Origin of the sequence: Streptomyces sp. NPDC021225, assembly GCF_044332865.1 — a bacterium.
In the GTDB taxonomy this organism is placed as follows: Bacteria; Actinomycetota; Actinomycetes; order Streptomycetales; family Streptomycetaceae; genus Streptomyces.
This window is the reverse complement of the sequence record NZ_JBIRPV010000006.1, coordinates 337,973-354,210: the sequence shown is the minus strand read 5'-3', so window position 1 is coordinate 354,210 and position 16,238 is coordinate 337,973. Positions and strand designations below refer to the sequence as shown.

Here is a 16,238-nt window from a genome sequence, read left to right as displayed (position 1 = left end):
GCCGGTCAGGCCCGGCGGATCCGTATCGCGAAGTACGGTTCCGCCGGGAGTTCCACCTCGAAGCTCCCGGTGGGTGTGGAGTCGAGGGTGCGCACGGTCATGTTCCAGGTGTCGATGACGTCCACCCGCCAGGGGCCGCCGGGCAGCTCGAAGGGGCGGCGCGGATAGCGGTGCGGGCCGAGGTACTGGAGCCAGTACTCCCCCGGCGCCTCCAGGGTCGAGGCGTCGTAGGTCTCGGGGGTGTGCGCGAGGCCCGGCGGAGCCTCGTCGAGGATCGAGCGCAGAAAGGCGACGCGGGACGCGCTCGAACCGCGCAGCCGTCCGCCGTGGGCCCTCCAGGGGCGTGGCCCGTGGGCCTCGCCGTGGGCGACGTAGCCGCCCCGGCACACCCCCTCCCAGACGCGGAACACCAACTCCTCGGCCGACAGGGCGGCGTCGGGGTCCGGGTCGTCCCCCTCCGCTCCGCAGTCGTCGGCGAGCACCGGCTTGCACAGGTCCCGGGTGAGCCGTGAGACGGCCCGCACCTGCTGGTGGCGGAGGGAGGCGTGGGTGAGCCAGGGGGCGCCGAAGTCCGTGTGGACACCGCCGTGCACGGTGAGCGGGTGGTGGCCGTGGTCGCACTCCTGGACGTCGGTCTGGGCGTCAGGGTCCTCCGGGGCGCACCACCACACATGGGGGTGGCGGGCGAGGCGTTCCACCGTCTCCGGGATGTCGCGGCCGTGCAGCATCACCTCGGCCTGCACACCGATGGCGCCCAGGGCACCGATCTGCTGGTCGAGCCGGTCGAGGGAGAGGGCGGCCGAGGCGGTGAGCCGGACCCGGTTGAACGGGGAGGCCGCCAGGGCGCGGAGGGTGTCGGGGTCGGCCTGGGGCACGGCGGTGGTCCAGGGGTGGAAGGGGGTGCCGTCCGCGTGCCGGAAACGCGTGCCTTGGACGCGAACGGGACCGTGGTCGGGGCCGTGGTCGGCGGTCATGTCGCCCTCCGCAGGCGCAGTGCCAGGTCGGGGCGGCGGTCCAGCGGCACGCGGGCCCGTCCGCGGTGGACCCCGGGCAGCGGGGTCACGGTCATGTCCCAGGTGTCGATGAGGTCGAGGCGCCAGGGCGCGCCGATGTCGGGGAGGTCGATGTCGCGGTGGGCGTGGCGCCGGTCGCCGAAGTAGACGTAGGTGTCCTCGGGCCCTTCCTCCCGAAGCCGGCGCAGGAAGGCGATCCTGGGCGCGCTGTCGCCGTGCAGCCGGCCGCCGCGCGAGATCCAGGCCGCGTGGTCGGGGTCCTGCTCGGGGTAGCACTCGCCGTGGCCGACGTATCCGCCCGCGCTCACGCCGTGCCAGAACTGGCGCACCAGCGCCCGCCCGGTGAGGTTGCCCCAGCGGCGGCCGAGCTTCCCCTCGTAGCCGATCTCGTCGAGGACCACGGGCTTGGGGCAGGCGGCCAGCCACCGCGGTGTGCGGGCGGCGTCCCAGTGCTGGATGGACTGGTGGGTGGTCCATGGCTTGGTGAAGTCGTAGATCCGCTCGTACTCGTACATGCGGGTGCCGTTGTGGATCGACCGCGGGTGCTGGTAGGGGTCGTGGCGCTGCACGAACCGGCCGATGTGGTCCCAGTCCTCGACGGTCTTGGCGGTGTTGAAGTCGTACTCGTTGGCGATGGACCACCACACGTTGCGGTACGCGGCGAGGCGGGCGAGGGTGTGGCGGACGAGGGAGAGGTCCTCCTCGCGGGTCATGTTGTCCACGCCCCAGTGGCCCTCGTCGTAGGGGTGGAAGAGGATGATGTCCGCCTCGATGCCCAGGTCGCGCAGGTCGCGTACGCGCCGCTCGAAGTGGGCGAAGAAGGCGGGGTCGAAGCGGGCCGTGTCCAGCGCGCCGGGGGTGCGGCCGGGGAAGGGCAGGCGGGGCGGGTTCATCGCCCGGGTCGGCAGCAGGCACATGCGGACCTTGTTGAACGGCGAGGCGGCGAGGGTGCGCAGGGTCCGCTCCTCCAGTTCCTCGTTCTCGTCGTGGGTCCAGTGGTAGCAGGTGGTGCCGAAGGGCTCGTACGGGGTGCCGTCGGCGTACCGGAAGCGGCGGGGGCCCGCGACGCGGACGGGTCCGTGGTTGCCCGGGACCGCCGCCACACAGGTGAACTCGCCGCCGTGACCGTCGAGTTCGGGGGCGTCGGAGCGCGTGGTGTACGTCCACGGCCCGGGCCGGTCGGGCATGAAGCGGACCCGGTACAGGCCCCGGCCGTCGTGGCAGCCGTCGTAGAAGCCGTCGACGGGGACCACGCGGTGGCGGTGGCGGAAGTCGGCGCCGAACACGACATCCCGGTACGGGTTTCCGGCCGACGGCCCGGTCAGCCGCAGTTCGTACACGTCCCAGCGCTCGACGCGCCGCGCCGTCACGGGCGGCCGTCCCGAACCCAGTCCTCCGCCACCGTCAGGTGTTTGATGGTCTTGCGCAGATAGGAGTAGGCGATGTGCAGCAGCCCGTCCCGGGTCTGGACGACGCTGGGGTAGGAATAGCCGTACTCGTTGTCCCAGTACTCCTCGTCGGTGGTCTGGAGGTCGCGCCGGTGGGGCCAGGTGCGGCCGCCGTCGTCGGACAGGGCGAGCGTGAGCGGGGTGCGCAGGGCCTTCTTCCGCCGTCCGGCGCCCTCCCCCACCCAGCGGTACTCCCCGCGCTCGAGGCTCGCGTGGTTGTAGACCAGCGCCAGGGCCCCGCCGCGCAGCCGGGTGAGCTGGACGGCGGAGTTGTTGTTGGGCAGCGCGGTCCTGGCCGGCGGCGCCCAGGTGCGGCCGCCGTCGGTCGACTCGGAGGCGTGGATACGGTCCGCCGCGCGGCTGCGGAACATCGCGAACAGCGACCCGTCGTCCCTCGGGACGGCGGTCAGCTGCACCAGGTGTTCGGCTCCGGGCAGTTCGTGCTCCTGCCAGCTCCCGCCCCCGTCCTCGCTGAGCAGCACGGTGCTGTGCTCGCCCGAGCGCCGGCACCGGTAGGCGGGCAGCAGCCAGGTGCCGTCGTCGAGGGTCAGCGGCGGATTGCGGACGAAGACGCCGGGCCCCTCCAGCAGGACGCGCGGCGGGCTCCAGGTGCGGCCCCGGTCGGCGGAGGTGCGGGCGATCAGGCGGGCGGTGGTCTGGTCATGGGGTTCGTTGGACGGGTGGAACAGCCAGACGGTGCCGTCGGGCCGCTGGGCGAGCACCGGGTTCTGCTCGGCGCGGCCGGGGTCGGCGGACAGCGGCGCCGGGGTGGTCCAGCGGTCGGCTCCGCGGGGCAGCCGCGACAGGACGACGTTGGTGTCCCGGTCGCCCTCCTGCGGGCCGTTGAACCAGGTGCACAGCAGGTCGCCGTCGTCGAGCTCCAGGAGATTGGCGGCGTGGCTGTCGCCGGGGTGGCACACGGGCAGCAGCGCCTCGCGCACCCTCCCGTCGTGTGCCGAGGGCCGTACGACACCGTCGAAGCGCGGGTCGCTCATGTGCCGTGCACTCCTTTCAGGTCAAGATCTGTGGCGAAGTGGCAGGCCACCGCCCGGCCCGGCGCCCCCTGGCGCAGGGGGGGCACCTCGGTGCGGCAGCGGTCCTGGGCGTAGCGGCAGCGCGGGTGGAACGGGCAGCCGGGCGGCACCCGCGACGGGTCGGCCACCTCTCCGCGCAGCACGATGCGCTCCCGGCGCCGCGCGCCGGGGTCCGGGTCGGGGACGGCGGAGAGCAGCGCCTCGGTGTAGGGGTGCAGGGGCCGCTCGTACAGGTCGTCGGTGGCGCCGGTCTCGACCACCTTGCCCACGTACATCACGGCCACCTCGTCGGCCATGTACTCCACCACGCCCAGGTCGTGCGAGATGAAGAGATAGGTGAGGTCGGACTCCTCCTGGAGGTCCTTGAGCAGGTTGAGGATCTGCGCACGCACGGACACGTCCAGCGCGCTCACCGCCTCGTCGGCGACCACCAGCCGGGGCCCGGGCGCCAGCGCCCGCGCGATGCCGACGCGCTGCCGCTGGCCTCCGCTGAAGGCGTTGGGGTAGCGGCGCAGATACTCGGGGGGCAGACCGACACGGCGCAGCAGTTCGGCGACCCGTTCCTCGATCTCGGCGGGCCGCAGGCCGAGGTTGGCCCTGAGGGGTTCGCCGACGATCTGAAGCAGGGTCATCCGGGGGTTGAGCGAGGCGTACGGGTCCTGGAAGACGAGCCGGATCTCGTTGCGGTACGGCTTGAGGGCCCGCTCGCCGAGGGCCGCCAGGTCGACGGGGCCGGCGCCGTCACGCGGGTGGTAGCGGATCTGTCCGGAGGTGGGCTCGTGGACCCTGAGCAGACAGCGGCCCAGGGTGCTCTTGCCGCAGCCGGACTCCCCGACCAGCGCGACGGTGCGGCCCGCCGGTATCCGCAGGTCGACGCCGTCGACGGCGCGTACGTGGCCGACGGTGCGGCCGAGCAGCCCGCGGCGGATGGGGAAGTGTTTGGTCAGGCCGTGGACCCCCAGGAGGGTGGGGCCCGGGTGTGTGGTCATGCGCGGGTCTCCTCGTACAGCAGGCACCTCACGGCGCGCCCGGCCTCGGGGCCGGTGACCGGCGGTGGCACCGTCACATCGCAGCGCCCGGCCATGAACTCCTCGCAGCGCGGGTGGAACGGGCAGCCGTCCGGGCGCCGGTAGGGGGGCGGCACCATGCCGCGTACGGGCCGGAGGCGTTCCCGGGGCCGGGCGCCGAGCCGGGGCACGGACCGCAGCAGGGCCTTGGTGTACGGGTGGCGGGGCCGGCGGAACACGTCCGCGAGGTCTCCGTGTTCCACGACCGCGCCCAGGTACATCACGGCGACGCGGTCGGCGAGCTGCGCCGCGACCCCGAGGTCATGGGTGATGAGCATGAGCGCCATGCCGGTGTCCCGCTGGAGGGAGCGCAGCAGATCCAGGATCTGGGCCTGTGTGGTGACATCGAGGGCGGTGGTCGGTTCGTCGGCGATGAGCAGTTCGGGGCCGCAGGAGAGGGCCATCGCGATCATGGCGCGCTGGAGCATGCCGCCGCTCATCTGGAAGGGGTATTCGCCGGCGCGCCGCTCGGGGGCGGGGATGCCGACCCGGCCGAGGAGTTCGACGGTGCGCGCGCGGGCCTCGGCCTTGGTGACCGGCTCGTGCAGCAGGATGGCCTCGGCGATCTGGTCGCCGAGGGTGTGCATCGGGCTCATGGACGTCATGGGCTCCTGGAAGACCATGGCGACGCGCGCGCCGCGGATGGACCGCACGGTGCGGCCGTCGGCGGTCAGCACATCGGCCCACCCGGTGTCCGTGCGGACCCGGACCTCACCGCCGACGATGCGGCCGGGCCGGTCGACCAGCCGCAGCGCGGAGCGGGCCATGACGCTCTTGCCGCAGCCGGACTCGCCGACGACCGCGACCACCTCGCCGCGCCGGATGTCCAGGTCCACGCCGTCGACGGCACGCACCACCCCGTCCTCGAGCTCGAAGTGGGTGCGCAGGTCCCTGATCTCGAGGATGGTCTCGGCGGGTGCCACCACGCGCGCTCCTAACTCTTGTACGGGTCGGCGGCGTCCCGCAGCCCGTCGCCGACGAAGTTCATGGCGAGGACGGTGATGACGACCGCCACCCCCGGAAGCAGCAGCCATGGCGCGGTCTCCACCGTGCGGATGTTCTGGGCCTCCTGGAGCAGCACGCCCCAGCTCACGGCCGGGGACTGGAGGCCGAGGCCGAGGAAACTCATGGCGGTCTCGCCGAGGATCATCGCCGGGACGGCCATGGTGAGCGAGGCGATGACATGGCTGGACATGGACGGCACCATGTGGCGGAAGATGATGCGGCCGCGCCCGCAGCCGTCCAGGCGGGCGGCGATCACGAAGTCTTCCTCGCGCAGCGAGAGGAACCGGCCGCGCACCACCCGCGCAAGTCCCGTCCAGCCGATCACCGACAGGATGGTGGTGATCGCGAAGTACCGCATCAGCGGCCCCCAGTCGGGGGGTACGGCGGCGGAGAGGGCGAGCCACAGCGGCAGGGTGGGGATGGCCATCAGGAATTCGATGAGGCGCTGGATGACGGTGTCGGCCGCGCCCCCGAAGTAGCCGGAGATCCCGCCGAAGAGGAGTCCCAGCAGGAAGCTGACGGCGACGCCGATGAGGCCGATGGACAGTGAGACCCGCGAGCCGTGGACGATACGGGAGAGCAGATCGCGGCCGGCCCGGTCGGTGCCCAGGAGATACACCTTCTGGCCGGGGTCCGTGGGGCCGATGAGATGCCGGTCCCACGGGATGATCCCCCACAGGCGGTAGTCGTCTCCGCGGGCGAAGAGCCGCAGTGGGATGCGCTTGTCGCGGTCGATGGTGTGGATCTGCTCGAAGGTCTCCGGGTCGCGCTCGGTGCGGAAGCCGTTGACATACAGCTGGAGGCCGTCGTCCCAGCTGAAGTCCACCTTGACCAGCTGCGGCGGGGCGTAGGTGTGCCGCTCGTCGGCGGCGCTCGGGGATCCGGGGGCCAGGAATTCGGCGAAGGCGACGACGAGATAGGCGCACAGCACCACGACCGCCCCGGCCACCGCCAGCTTGTGCCGGCGGAACTTCCGCCACACCAGGCGCCATGGGGAGGCGCGGCCGGGTTCCGGAGCCCGGCCGCCGGCGCCCGGTGTGGCGTGCTTGGCTCGTATCGGCATCCGCGATCACCCGCCCTCGTACCGGTGCCGGATCCTGGGGTCCCACCAGGCGAGCACGAGGTCGCTGATCAGGGTCCCGACGACGGTGAGAGTGGAGAGGATCAGCACGAAGCTGCCGACCAGGTACATGTCCTGGTTCTCCACTCCGCTCAGCAGCAGCGGCCCGGTGGTGGGCAGGCTCATCACGATGGAGATGATGGTCTCGCCGCTGATCAGGCCGGGCAGCAGCCATCCGACGGTGCTGAAGAACGGCGAGAGCGACATCCGGACCGGGTACTTGAGCAGGAGTTTCCACTCCGGCATGCCCTTGGCCCGGGCCGCCACCACATACGGCTTGTAGAGCTCGTCCAGCAGATTGGCGCGGGTGGTGCGGATCAGTCCGGCCGTCCCGGACATGCCGATGATGAGGATCGGCAGCCACAGGTGGCCCATCAGATCCAGCAGCTTGCCCAGGTTCCAGGCCGCGTCCTGGTACTCGGGTGAGAACAGCCCTCCGGGGCTCTGGCCGAAGTAGCGCATCCCGACCCACATGAGGACCAGCGCCAGCAGGAACTCGGGGACAGCCATCCCGATGAAGCCGAGGAAGGTGGCGAGATAGTCACCCGCCGAGTACTGGCGCACCGCGGAGTAGATGCCGATCGGGAAGGCGACCGCCCACACCAGCAGCAGGGTGGACAGGGAGAGGAAGAAGGACAGGCCGACCCGGTCCCAGATCAGGTCCGAGACCGGGCGGCTGTTCCAGGCGAAGGCCTGCCCGAAGTCGCCATGGAAGAGGATGTTCGAGATCCACTTCCAGTACTGGGCCAGGAATGGCTGGTCGAGTCCGTACCGCTGGCGCAGCGCGACCAGTTCCGCGTCGCTCATGAGTTCGCCGCGGCTCTCCGCCTCGGCCTGGAGGGTCGAGACATAGTCCCCGGGCGGCAGGCTGATGATGAAGAACGAGGCGAGCGAGACGGCCCAGAGGGTCAGGGCCATCAGCAGCAGTCGGCGGGTGAGGAAGGACAGCATGGCGGCGGTCCGTCACGCCTTGCCCGAGATGAAGTACGTCGAGGGGTTGCTGGGCCCCGGCGCCTGGTGCATCACGGCCCCGCTGAACTTCTTGGGGACGTTGTGGACGTTCTTCTTCACGATGCCGTACTCGGAGGGCGGGGTGGAGATGCCGAGGTAGTAGAACTGGTCCTTGGTGATGGCCAGGATCCGCCGGGCGAGGGCGAGCGCCCGATCGGAATCGAAGGTGAACCGCATCCGGTCGAAGAGGTCCAGCTGCTTTTCGATCTCGGCGGGCGGCCTTTCGCCGTCCTTCCCGTCGCGCGTGTACCACCTGGCCCAGGCGCCGCCGTAGCGGGAGGAGCCACGGGGGTTGGTGGGCAGGTAGTAGTGGTCTCCGCCCGGGCCGGTGCGGAGGTCGAAGGGGCCCCCGGCCCAGGTGGCGGCCTCCGACGCGCCGGCCTCGACGCGCTCCCAGTACAGCGTCTCCGCGAGCCGCTGGATAGTGGCGTCGACGCCGACCTTCTTCCAGTCGGCGCGGATCAGTTCGAGCGCGTCCACGTGGTCGGGCATATCGGAGACGACCAGCACATTGAACGCGACGGGGGCGCCGTCCGCGGTGCGTCTGATGCCGTCGCCGCCGCGCCGGGTCAGCCCGGCCCGGTCCAGGGCCTCGTTGGCTTTGTCGATGTCGTACTCGGTGTACTGGCTGCCCAGTTCCTCGTCGAAGAGTTCGCTGCCGGGAAGCGGCGCGCACTGCCAGGGGCGGCCCTGGCCGCCGTAGAAGGTGTCGATGATCTTCTGCCGGTTGATCGCGTACGACAGGCCGATCCGGAAGTCCTTGGTGGCGAACAGCGCGCGCCTGGCCTTGTCGGGGTGGGTCTGGTTGAAGCCGATGATCATGGTGTTCACCAGGTCCGGGGCGACCTCGATCAGCTCGTAGCCGCCCTTGCCCCGGTTGCGGGCGATCACCGGTTTGTTGCGGACCGTGCCGAAGTTGTAGAGCTGCATGCCGAGGTCGCCGTTGGACACCTTCAACACCTCGACCTCGACGTCCTGCACCACATCGACGATGACCTTGTCGAGGTACGGCAGCTGGCTGCCGTCCGGGTCCACCTGCCAGTAGTAGGGGTTGCGCTCGGCGATCACACTGCTGCCCTTGCCGACCGCGTTCCTGGCCACCCACGGGTTGAGGGAGGGCAGGTCCGGGTTGGCCCAGGGGTCCGCCTGGATGACCATGTAGTCGATCCAGCGATTCAGGCCCGCCTTCTTGGCCAGGGCCTGGGCGCCGTCGTTGTGCCCCGCGTGGAACTTCTTCAGATAGTGGGCGGGCAGCAGCATCGTCACACCGGAGGTGCCGGCGATCTCCTCCAGGAAGCCGGGTTTGGGCTCCTCGTACACATAGCGCACGGTGAGGTCGTCGACCTTCTCGAAGCGGGCGGGCCGTCCCGACTTGGACAGCCACAGCTCATAGACGCCCGTGGTGTGCATGTCGTTGTCGGCGTTGAAGTCCTCGAAGGCGAACGCGAAGTCATCGGTGGTGACGGGCTTCCCGTCGGACCACTTCAGGCCCTTGCGCAGATGGAAGACGAACTCCTTGCCGCCACTGTGGACTTCGTACTTCTCACAGACGTTGGGCAGGATCTCGGTACGGGCCACTCCCCGCCACTCGGGCGCCCAGCGCACCAGCGGCTCGTATCCCATGCTGTAGCGCAGCCAGTTCATGTCCTCCTGGGTGAGCATCACCGAGTGCCAGGTGCCGCCGTAGACCCCGGCCTTCTCCAGCGGGGTGACCTCACGGGGCTTGTCGGGCAGGCGCTCGGCCAGCGGGGGCAGTTCGCCGGCGTCCACCCGCTTCTTGAGCGAGGGCGCCTCCTTGCCCTTCTTCCCCTCGGACTCGCCGTTGTCCGGGTCCGTCTCGAAGAATCCGCAACCGGGCAGGCCGGCCACCGCGAGCATTCCGGCGCCGGCACGCAGCACAGCACGCCGATTCGGTGTGCCGGCGCGGTGCCGGGTGGCCCCGGGGGTGTGTTCGGGAGTCATGTCCACGCTCCAGATGGTCCAGATGGCATTCCAGTGCGGACCGATCCACCGCGCCTCGCGCCGTCGTGAAAGGGGACGGCTGAGCCGATGTTCCCGTGTTTCCCATGCGGCAGCTGTCTGGACGGATGGACCCAGGGGGGCATGTCGGTGGTATGCCATGAGTCTGTTGGCCACCCCTTCGGAGCGTCAACCCCCGCGCAGAAGTATTTCTTTGCTGCCTCCCGAACCGCAGACGCGCGGTTTACCAGCGGCATACCATGGGGCCGGCACATCGATCGGACGTGGCAACAGTGGGAGGCGGCATGATCCGACCGCGAGCGGCGGCGGCCCGCGAGGCGGAGTCACCGGCTCCGGAGCCGGGACCCGCCGAGAGCCTGGAGACCCGGGCCCGCACGGCGATCGTGGAGTGGCTGACCAAGGAGAATCCCGCGCCCGGCCAGGCCGTTCCGGTGCGGGAGTTCGCCCGCCGCCTCGGCATGAGCCGCACCCCGGTGCGCAGCGCGGTCGGCCGGCTCTATGAGCGCGGCCTGCTGGCGTACGACGCGTCGGTCGGCTTCACCGTGGCCATCCCGTCCCTGTCCAGCCTGTACGAACTCTTCGAGCTGCGGCTGATGCTGGAGTCGCACAGCCTGCGGCTGTTCGCCGAGCGCACGGACCGCCAGGTCCCGGCCCGGCTGCGGGAGCTCGTGGACGAGGCGGCCGAACTGGCCCGGCTTTCGCTGGAGGATCCGGGCCGCTACCAGGAGTTCCGGGAGAACGACGCCCGGTTCCACCGCGAGCTCGTCCGTCTTGGCAGCCTCCCCATGCTGCTGGAGCTGCACGACGATCTGCACCTGAGCCTGCATGTGACTCGGGCCGGGATGGAGGCGCCGATCACCGCCTCCCGCCTGGACATGGCCGTCGCGGAGCACCGTGCCGTGGTCGACGCGCTGGAGAGCGGCGACCGGACGCGGGCCAGGGATCTGCTGGAGGCGCACATCCTGCGGGTCCGCGACCAGATGATCGCCTTCCTCGCCCGGCCCCGCATGTAGCGCTCCGCACCCGCACGCCGCACCCTTCCGGCAAGCCCTCACGTCAAGCCCTCACGCCAGGAGGCATCCGTGGACGGCCCCGTACTCCCCTCCCCCGGCGCGCGCACGGCACACCGGCCGCCGCGCGGTGGCCGGATTAGCGTGACGGACGGCCTGTGGCGGCTGTGGCAGCGGGTCAACCGCGCCACCAGCGTGCCGCTGGCCCTGCACTGGCTGGAGGAGTCCGGCGCCCTGGCCAATCTGCGCATCGCCGCGGGCGAGGAGCAGGGCGCGTACCGCGGGCCCGTGTACGCGGACTCCGATGTGCACAAGATGCTGGAGACGGCGGCCTGGGAGCTCCAGGCGGGCCCCGAGGACTCGTCGGCCGCGTTTCTCTCCCGCACCACCGGGCTGCTGGAGCGGGCCCAGCGGGACGACGGCTACCTCGACTCGTACTACCAGGTGGCCGAGGTGGGCGGCCGCTACGGCCGGCTGGTCGACAGCCACGAGCTGTACTGCGCCGGCCATCTCCTCCAGGCCGCCGTGGCCGCTCACCGCGCCACCGGGGAGACCCGGCTGCTCACGGTGGCGCGGCGTTGCGCCGACCATCTGTGCGCAGTGTTCCTCGACGGCCCCGGGCCCGGCCTGGACGGCCACCCGGAGGTGGAGACGGCGCTGGTGGAGCTGTTCCGGACCACCGCCGAGGAGCGCTGTCTGACCCTGGCGGCGCGGCTGGTGGAGCGGCGCGGGCACGGCCTGGTGGGGCGCCACAAGCACGGGGCGCGGCACCGTCTCGACCACCTCCCGGTCCGCGTGGCACCGGCGGTGACCGGGCATGTCGTCCGGGCGCTGTATCTGGAGGCCGGGGCCGTGGACGTGGCCATGGAGACGGGCGACGACGAGCTGCTCCGGGCGTCTGCCGCCCGCTGGGCGGACATGGCGGCGACCCGGACGTCGCTCACCGGCGGTCTCGGCTCACGCCAGGTCGGGGAGGTCTTCGGCGAGCGCTACGAGCTGCCGCCCGACCTGTCGTACAACGAGACCTGCGCGTCCGCGGCGAGCATCCAGTGGAGCCGGCGGCTGCTGCTGGCCACCGGCGAGGGGCGCTACGCCGATCTGATCGAGCGCACCCTGTACAACGCCTTCGCGGCGGCCCGCTCGGTGGACGGGCGGAGGTACTACAAGGGCAATCCGCTTCAGCGGCGCCCCGACCACGCGGAGGCGGTGGGCGATCCGCGCAGCCGGGACGAGTGGTTCTACTCTGCCTGCTGCCCGCCGTCGGTCACCCGGCTGGTGGCCTCGCTCCCGCACTACGCCGCGACCACCGCGGGGGACACGCTCTTTCTCCATCTGTACGCGTCGATGGCCCTGTCCTGCGCCCACGCGGGCGGCACGGTGGCGCTGCGGATCGACACCGACTACCCGTGGGACGGAACGGTCACCGTCACCGTGGACCGCGCGCCGGCCGGCGCATGGGCGCTGGGGCTGCGGGTGCCACCGTGGAGCACGCGGACGTGGCTGACGGAGCCGGGTGGCGCGCGACAGCCGGTGGCGGGCGACGCGCAGGGGCGGGTGGTGGTCAGGCGGCGCTGGCGGGCCGGGGACCGCGTCGTACTGGAGCTGGACATGGCGCCGCGGCTCACCGTGCCGCATCCGAGGATCGACGCGGTGCGCGGCTGTGCGGCGATCGAGCGGGGGCCGCTGGTGTACTGCTTCGAGCAGCTGGACCAGCCCGCGGACACTCCGGTCGACGAGCTGGCGCTGCGCGCGGACACCGCGCTGCGGGTGCGGGACCTGGCGGACGTGCCGGGTCTCGGCCGTACGGTGATGATCGAGGCGGAGGCGCTCGCCGTCACCGGCCCGCACCAGGCGGGGCTGCCGTACCGCACCCTCGGCGCCGTGGACACGCGGCGGCCCACCACCGCCACCGCGGTGCCGTACTTCCAGTGGGACAACCGCGGTGACGGCGCGATGCGGGTGTGGGTGCCGCTGGAGGAGAGCGGCGCGGTCGGCTGCTGACTCAGTTGTTGATGCGGACCTTGCTGAACTTCGCCGTCGTGTAGTGCGCGACGGCGTTCGCCTCCTTGTTGCCTTCCACCACCAGCCCGGCGTAGACCCGTGGCCCCATGGGGACGCGCTCGTAGCCGACGCGTGTCCACTGGAGGGAGTCCGGTGAGACCTCGGCCGTGAACTCGTCCCCGCGCAGGGTGATGCGCAGCCAGTACGGCTTGTTGCCCAGCATCTCGTCCTCCTCCCACGGGTAGTTGCCGACGTTCATCTCGGTGCCGTGGGAGTGCATGCGCTTGGCGGTGGCCTTGATCCCGCCGTTCGCGACATAGATGCCCATGAGGCAGAACGGGGAGTCGGGGGTGAGGTTCTCGCGGATCATGATTCCGGCGAGGACGTCCTGGTACACCGCGCTGATCGAGTCCAGGCGTGCGACGACCTCGACGACCTCGTCGTCGGGGGCGTCGATGGCCCGGTACACGAAGTGGCAGGAGTCCTCACGGCCCTTGATCTTTCCGGAGCCGCGCAGGGTGAACACCGCGCCGTCCAGTGCGGCGGCCCCCGCGATGGGCACCGCGCCGATGTCGGCCGCGGTCCAGGTGGACAGCGAGGTGGAGCGGTTGACGTGGACGGGCACCATGCTCGACGTGGTGGCGGTGCCGGTGGTGTCGGTGGCGCGGGCGGTGAGGTGATGGGTGCCCGCGGGCGCGCCCCGCCACACGATCTCGTGCGGGGCGGCGGTGGTTTCGCCGAGCTTCTTGTCGTCGGCGTAGAACACGACGGAGGCGATGGTCGCGCCGTCGGCCGCGGTGGCGGTGGCGCGGATGGTGAGGTCGCCGGTGCCGCTGTCATGGGCGAAGATCTGGTCGATGGCCGGGGCGGTGAGGGCGACGGCCGGGTTCGGGGCGCCGGTGGGCCCGATGGAGTTGAGATAGAGCTCCAGATTGCTGTAGCCGGTGTCCGGGTCGACGGCACGGCCGTCCGCCGGGTCGTCGGGGTCGAGGCCGTGTGCGCGCTCCCAGTCGTCGGGGATGCCGTCGTGGTCGCTGTCCTTGGGAGGGTCGGCGGAGGCCAGCGGCACCGGGCCACCCACCTCCTTCTGCGAGTTGATGCTGCGTCCTGTGCCCTTGCGCACATCGTTGACCAGCCGCGCGTCGATCGCGTCCCGGCGCGGCAGGGTGGCACCGGCGCCCGCGAGGACCGCCTTGTACGCCTGTTTCGGGGACTGCTCCTCGATGGGGCTGGGGAAGGCCACGGGCTCGTCCCGCAGGGTGGCGCCGCCGAGCGGGAAGCGGACGCCGAGCCGGTTGTCGGCGGTGACCTTGCGGTGTCCCTCGATGAGATTGCCGTCGACGTGCCAGATGCCGCCGCGGTTGGGGGCGATGATGACGGGCGCGATCTCGGCCACGGTGTTCGGGCCCGGCTTGTAGTAGTTGCCGACGATGTTGATGCCGTCGGACCACTCGCCTCCGTAGGCGGAGGTGTAGCCGTAGTTGTAGATCACGTTGTTGCGGTGGTCGGCCTTGAGCGCCATGTCCTCGACGAAGCTGAACCGCGGGTTGCGGCCGCCGTTGTGGACCAGCAGGTTGTGGTGGTAGGTGACGTTGTCGCCGCCCCACAGCCCGCCGTAGCCGTGCCGGCCCTTCTCGTGCGCGGACATGGTGAGCCCCTCGGCGATGACGCACCACTGCATCGTCACGTTCTCGTTGCCGTACGGCGAGCACACCTCGTCGACCGCCCAGCTGAAGGAGCAGTGGTCGATGATGACGTTCTCGCAGCGCTCCATGCCGAAGGTGTCGATCGGGGTCCCGAGGGCGTCCGTGCCCCGGAACCGCAGATGGCGCAGGATGATGTTGCGGACGTCTTTGATCTTGGTTTCGTTGCCGACGACGCAGATGCCGTCGCCGGGCGCGGTCTGGCCGGCGATGGTGAGGTTGGACCCGGTGATGTCCAGACCGCCCCCCAGCTCGATGGTGCCGGAGACCCGGAAGACGATGGTGCGGTCGCTGCCGGACACCGCCTCGCGCAGGGAGCCCGGTCCGGAGTCGGCGAGCGTGGTGACCTCGTAGACCTCGCCACCGCGGCCACCGCTGGCGTATCTGCCGCCGCCCTCGGCTCCGGGGAAGGCCAACACGCCGTCCACGGCGTCCGCGGCAGCGGCGAGCTTGTCGTCCGCCCGCGCCGACGGTGTCCACAGAGCCGCGGCGCCCAGCAGCGCGCCGGTGCCGGCCACGAACGCCCGCCGGGCCAGCGGTCGCGCCCCGTCCCGTGGCGCCTCCCGTCTGTTTCCTTCGCTCATGTCCCGTTTCCCTCTCGTCGCAGCAAGTGGTCGGGGCGCCGTGCCCGGTGGCGGAAGCCCTCGTCGAGTTCGGCCAGCAGCCGGGCGGGCGGCCGCCCGTCGGCGAGCCCCTCGCGCAGCAGCCGGGAGGCGGACCGCTGGAAGTCCGGAAAGCCGGCGGCCCGCGGACGCACCCAGGCGTGTTCGACGGTGGCGAGGGTGGCGCGGTAGAAGCCGCCCCAGCGGCTGTTGGTGCGGGGGTCCAGCCAGGCGGCCCGGTCGGACGGCTGGCCGCCGGTCACCGGAAAGAGCTCGCACTGCACCGGCTCGGCGAGCAGCCGCCGCAGGTGGTCCCGGATGGCCTCGCGCACCAGCGGGTCGTCGGTCCGGCGGTGCGAGACGGCGAGCCCGGCGCCGCCGAGCACACTGCCCGGCCGCCCTCCGGGGTGGCTGGCCGGGGCGTCGGCGAAGGTGAGCGGGTACGGTCCGGACTGCGTGGCGGGGGCGTAGCCGTACACCAGGGGGCAGTAGGCGGGCCCCTCGGCGGAGGCCATCGCCGCCAGCAGCCCCGCCGGGCCGAGCCGCCACAGCCGTGGGTCGCCGCGCGCCAGCAGCCGGGCCATGGTCTCCAGGGCCGCCCCGCCCGTCTCCCGCGAGACGAACTCCGGGCCGCGGCCAGGCTCCTCCCCCAGCGCCACGCACAGCGCGCAGAAGGTGAGCAGGGCGTGCGGGCCGCCCATGCAGAGGGCCGGCGGGACGGGCAGCGCCAGCACCTCGTCCCAGGTCCGCGGCATCGGGTGGCCGGCCATCAGGTCGGGGCGGGCCGCGGCGACCTGGGCCGCGGCGTCCAGCGGCAGCGCCCAGACCCGGCCGTCCAGCACATGGCTGTCGTAGCAGGCGCCGACGGTGCGCCGGCGCCAGTGTTCCAGCTGGGCCGCCGGGAACAGGTCGTCCATCGCCACCAGGCACCCGGCCTCCACCGCGGCGCCGAGGCCGATGTGCTCGACGACCAGGAGGTCGTAGTCGGAGGCGAGGCCGTCGATCGGCGCCGTCTCGAAGGCGGCCGGTGGCTGCCGGTCCCAGCGCAGCGGCAGACCGACGGTCTCGCAGCCGGGCGGGACGGCGGCGTCCAGCCGGGCCAGTTCCTCCAGCGGCGCGTAGCCGCGCGGGTGGTCCCAGGTGAGTCCGCGCAGCTCGTCCGTCACGGCGGGCGGCGAGCTGGTCGGAATGATGTCCATGTCATCTCCTGACGGGCATGGGCCGGGGCTCGCCGGGCCGCACGC

The 16,238-nt window shown here is 71.7% G+C and carries 12 protein-coding genes; 2 read left to right on the top strand and 10 right to left on the bottom strand.

What is annotated here, in order from left to right; genetic code table 11:
* Window positions 1-5 precede the first annotated feature (5 nt).
* The 8 genes from ACH4S9_RS27485 to ACH4S9_RS27450 are packed head-to-tail and all read right to left on the bottom strand — an operon-like array spanning window position 6 to window position 9,660.
* Window positions 6-974 carry a DUF5605 domain-containing protein gene (locus ACH4S9_RS27485; RefSeq protein WP_398374227.1) on the bottom strand — a complete coding sequence of 323 codons (969 nt, stop codon included), beginning with the start codon at window positions 972-974 and terminating at the stop codon, window positions 6-8.
* Complete coding sequence (locus tag ACH4S9_RS27480; RefSeq protein WP_358845990.1) at window positions 971-2,383, bottom strand: DUF5060 domain-containing protein; 1,413 nt, start codon at window positions 2,381-2,383, stop codon at window positions 971-973. The genes ACH4S9_RS27485 and ACH4S9_RS27480 overlap by 4 nt, the downstream gene beginning before the upstream one ends.
* A complete protein-coding gene (locus ACH4S9_RS27475) occupies window positions 2,380-3,456 on the bottom strand; it encodes an exo-alpha-sialidase (RefSeq protein ID WP_398374225.1) in 1,077 nt (358 codons plus the stop codon). Before ACH4S9_RS27475 ends, ACH4S9_RS27480 begins: the two co-directional genes overlap by 4 nt.
* Window positions 3,453-4,484: an ABC transporter ATP-binding protein gene (locus tag ACH4S9_RS27470; RefSeq protein WP_398374223.1), complete on the bottom strand. Its 1,032-nt coding sequence runs from the start codon at window positions 4,482-4,484 to the stop codon at window positions 3,453-3,455. The genes ACH4S9_RS27475 and ACH4S9_RS27470 overlap by 4 nt, the downstream gene beginning before the upstream one ends.
* Window positions 4,481-5,488, bottom strand: a complete 1,008-nt coding sequence (locus tag ACH4S9_RS27465) for an ABC transporter ATP-binding protein (RefSeq protein ID WP_311722121.1) — start codon at window positions 5,486-5,488, stop codon at window positions 4,481-4,483. The genes ACH4S9_RS27470 and ACH4S9_RS27465 overlap by 4 nt, the downstream gene beginning before the upstream one ends.
* An 8-nt stretch (window positions 5,489-5,496) precedes the next feature.
* Window positions 5,497-6,630, bottom strand: coding sequence for an ABC transporter permease (locus ACH4S9_RS27460; protein WP_358845993.1), 1,134 nt, complete (start codon window positions 6,628-6,630; stop codon window positions 5,497-5,499).
* A 6-nt stretch (window positions 6,631-6,636) separates the two neighbouring features.
* Complete coding sequence (locus ACH4S9_RS27455; protein ID WP_398374221.1) at window positions 6,637-7,638, bottom strand: ABC transporter permease; 1,002 nt, start codon at window positions 7,636-7,638, stop codon at window positions 6,637-6,639.
* Window positions 7,639-7,650: 12 nt separating this feature from the next.
* Window positions 7,651-9,660 (bottom strand): ABC transporter substrate-binding protein, encoded by a 2,010-nt coding sequence (locus ACH4S9_RS27450; RefSeq protein ID WP_398374219.1) that lies wholly within the window; start codon window positions 9,658-9,660, stop codon window positions 7,651-7,653.
* A 302-nt stretch (window positions 9,661-9,962) separates the two neighbouring features.
* Between ACH4S9_RS27450 and ACH4S9_RS27445 the strand changes: the two genes are divergently transcribed.
* Window positions 9,963-10,691: a GntR family transcriptional regulator gene (locus tag ACH4S9_RS27445; RefSeq protein WP_311722116.1), complete on the top strand. Its 729-nt coding sequence runs from the start codon at window positions 9,963-9,965 to the stop codon at window positions 10,689-10,691.
* 69 nt (window positions 10,692-10,760) lie between these two features.
* On the top strand, window positions 10,761-12,689 hold the full coding sequence (locus ACH4S9_RS27440; RefSeq protein ID WP_398374217.1) for a glycoside hydrolase family 127 protein: 1,929 nt from the start codon (window positions 10,761-10,763) through the stop codon (window positions 12,687-12,689).
* 1 nt (window position 12,690) lies between these two features.
* Here ACH4S9_RS27440 and ACH4S9_RS27435 read toward each other — a convergent pair whose 3' ends face one another.
* A complete protein-coding gene (locus ACH4S9_RS27435) occupies window positions 12,691-14,976 on the bottom strand; it encodes an Ig-like domain-containing protein (protein WP_361182239.1) in 2,286 nt (761 codons plus the stop codon).
* Window positions 14,973-16,193 carry a carbohydrate ABC transporter substrate-binding protein gene (locus ACH4S9_RS27430; RefSeq protein WP_398374214.1) on the bottom strand — a complete coding sequence of 407 codons (1,221 nt, stop codon included), beginning with the start codon at window positions 16,191-16,193 and terminating at the stop codon, window positions 14,973-14,975. The genes ACH4S9_RS27435 and ACH4S9_RS27430 overlap by 4 nt, the downstream gene beginning before the upstream one ends.
* Window positions 16,194-16,238: the final 45 nt, after the last annotated feature.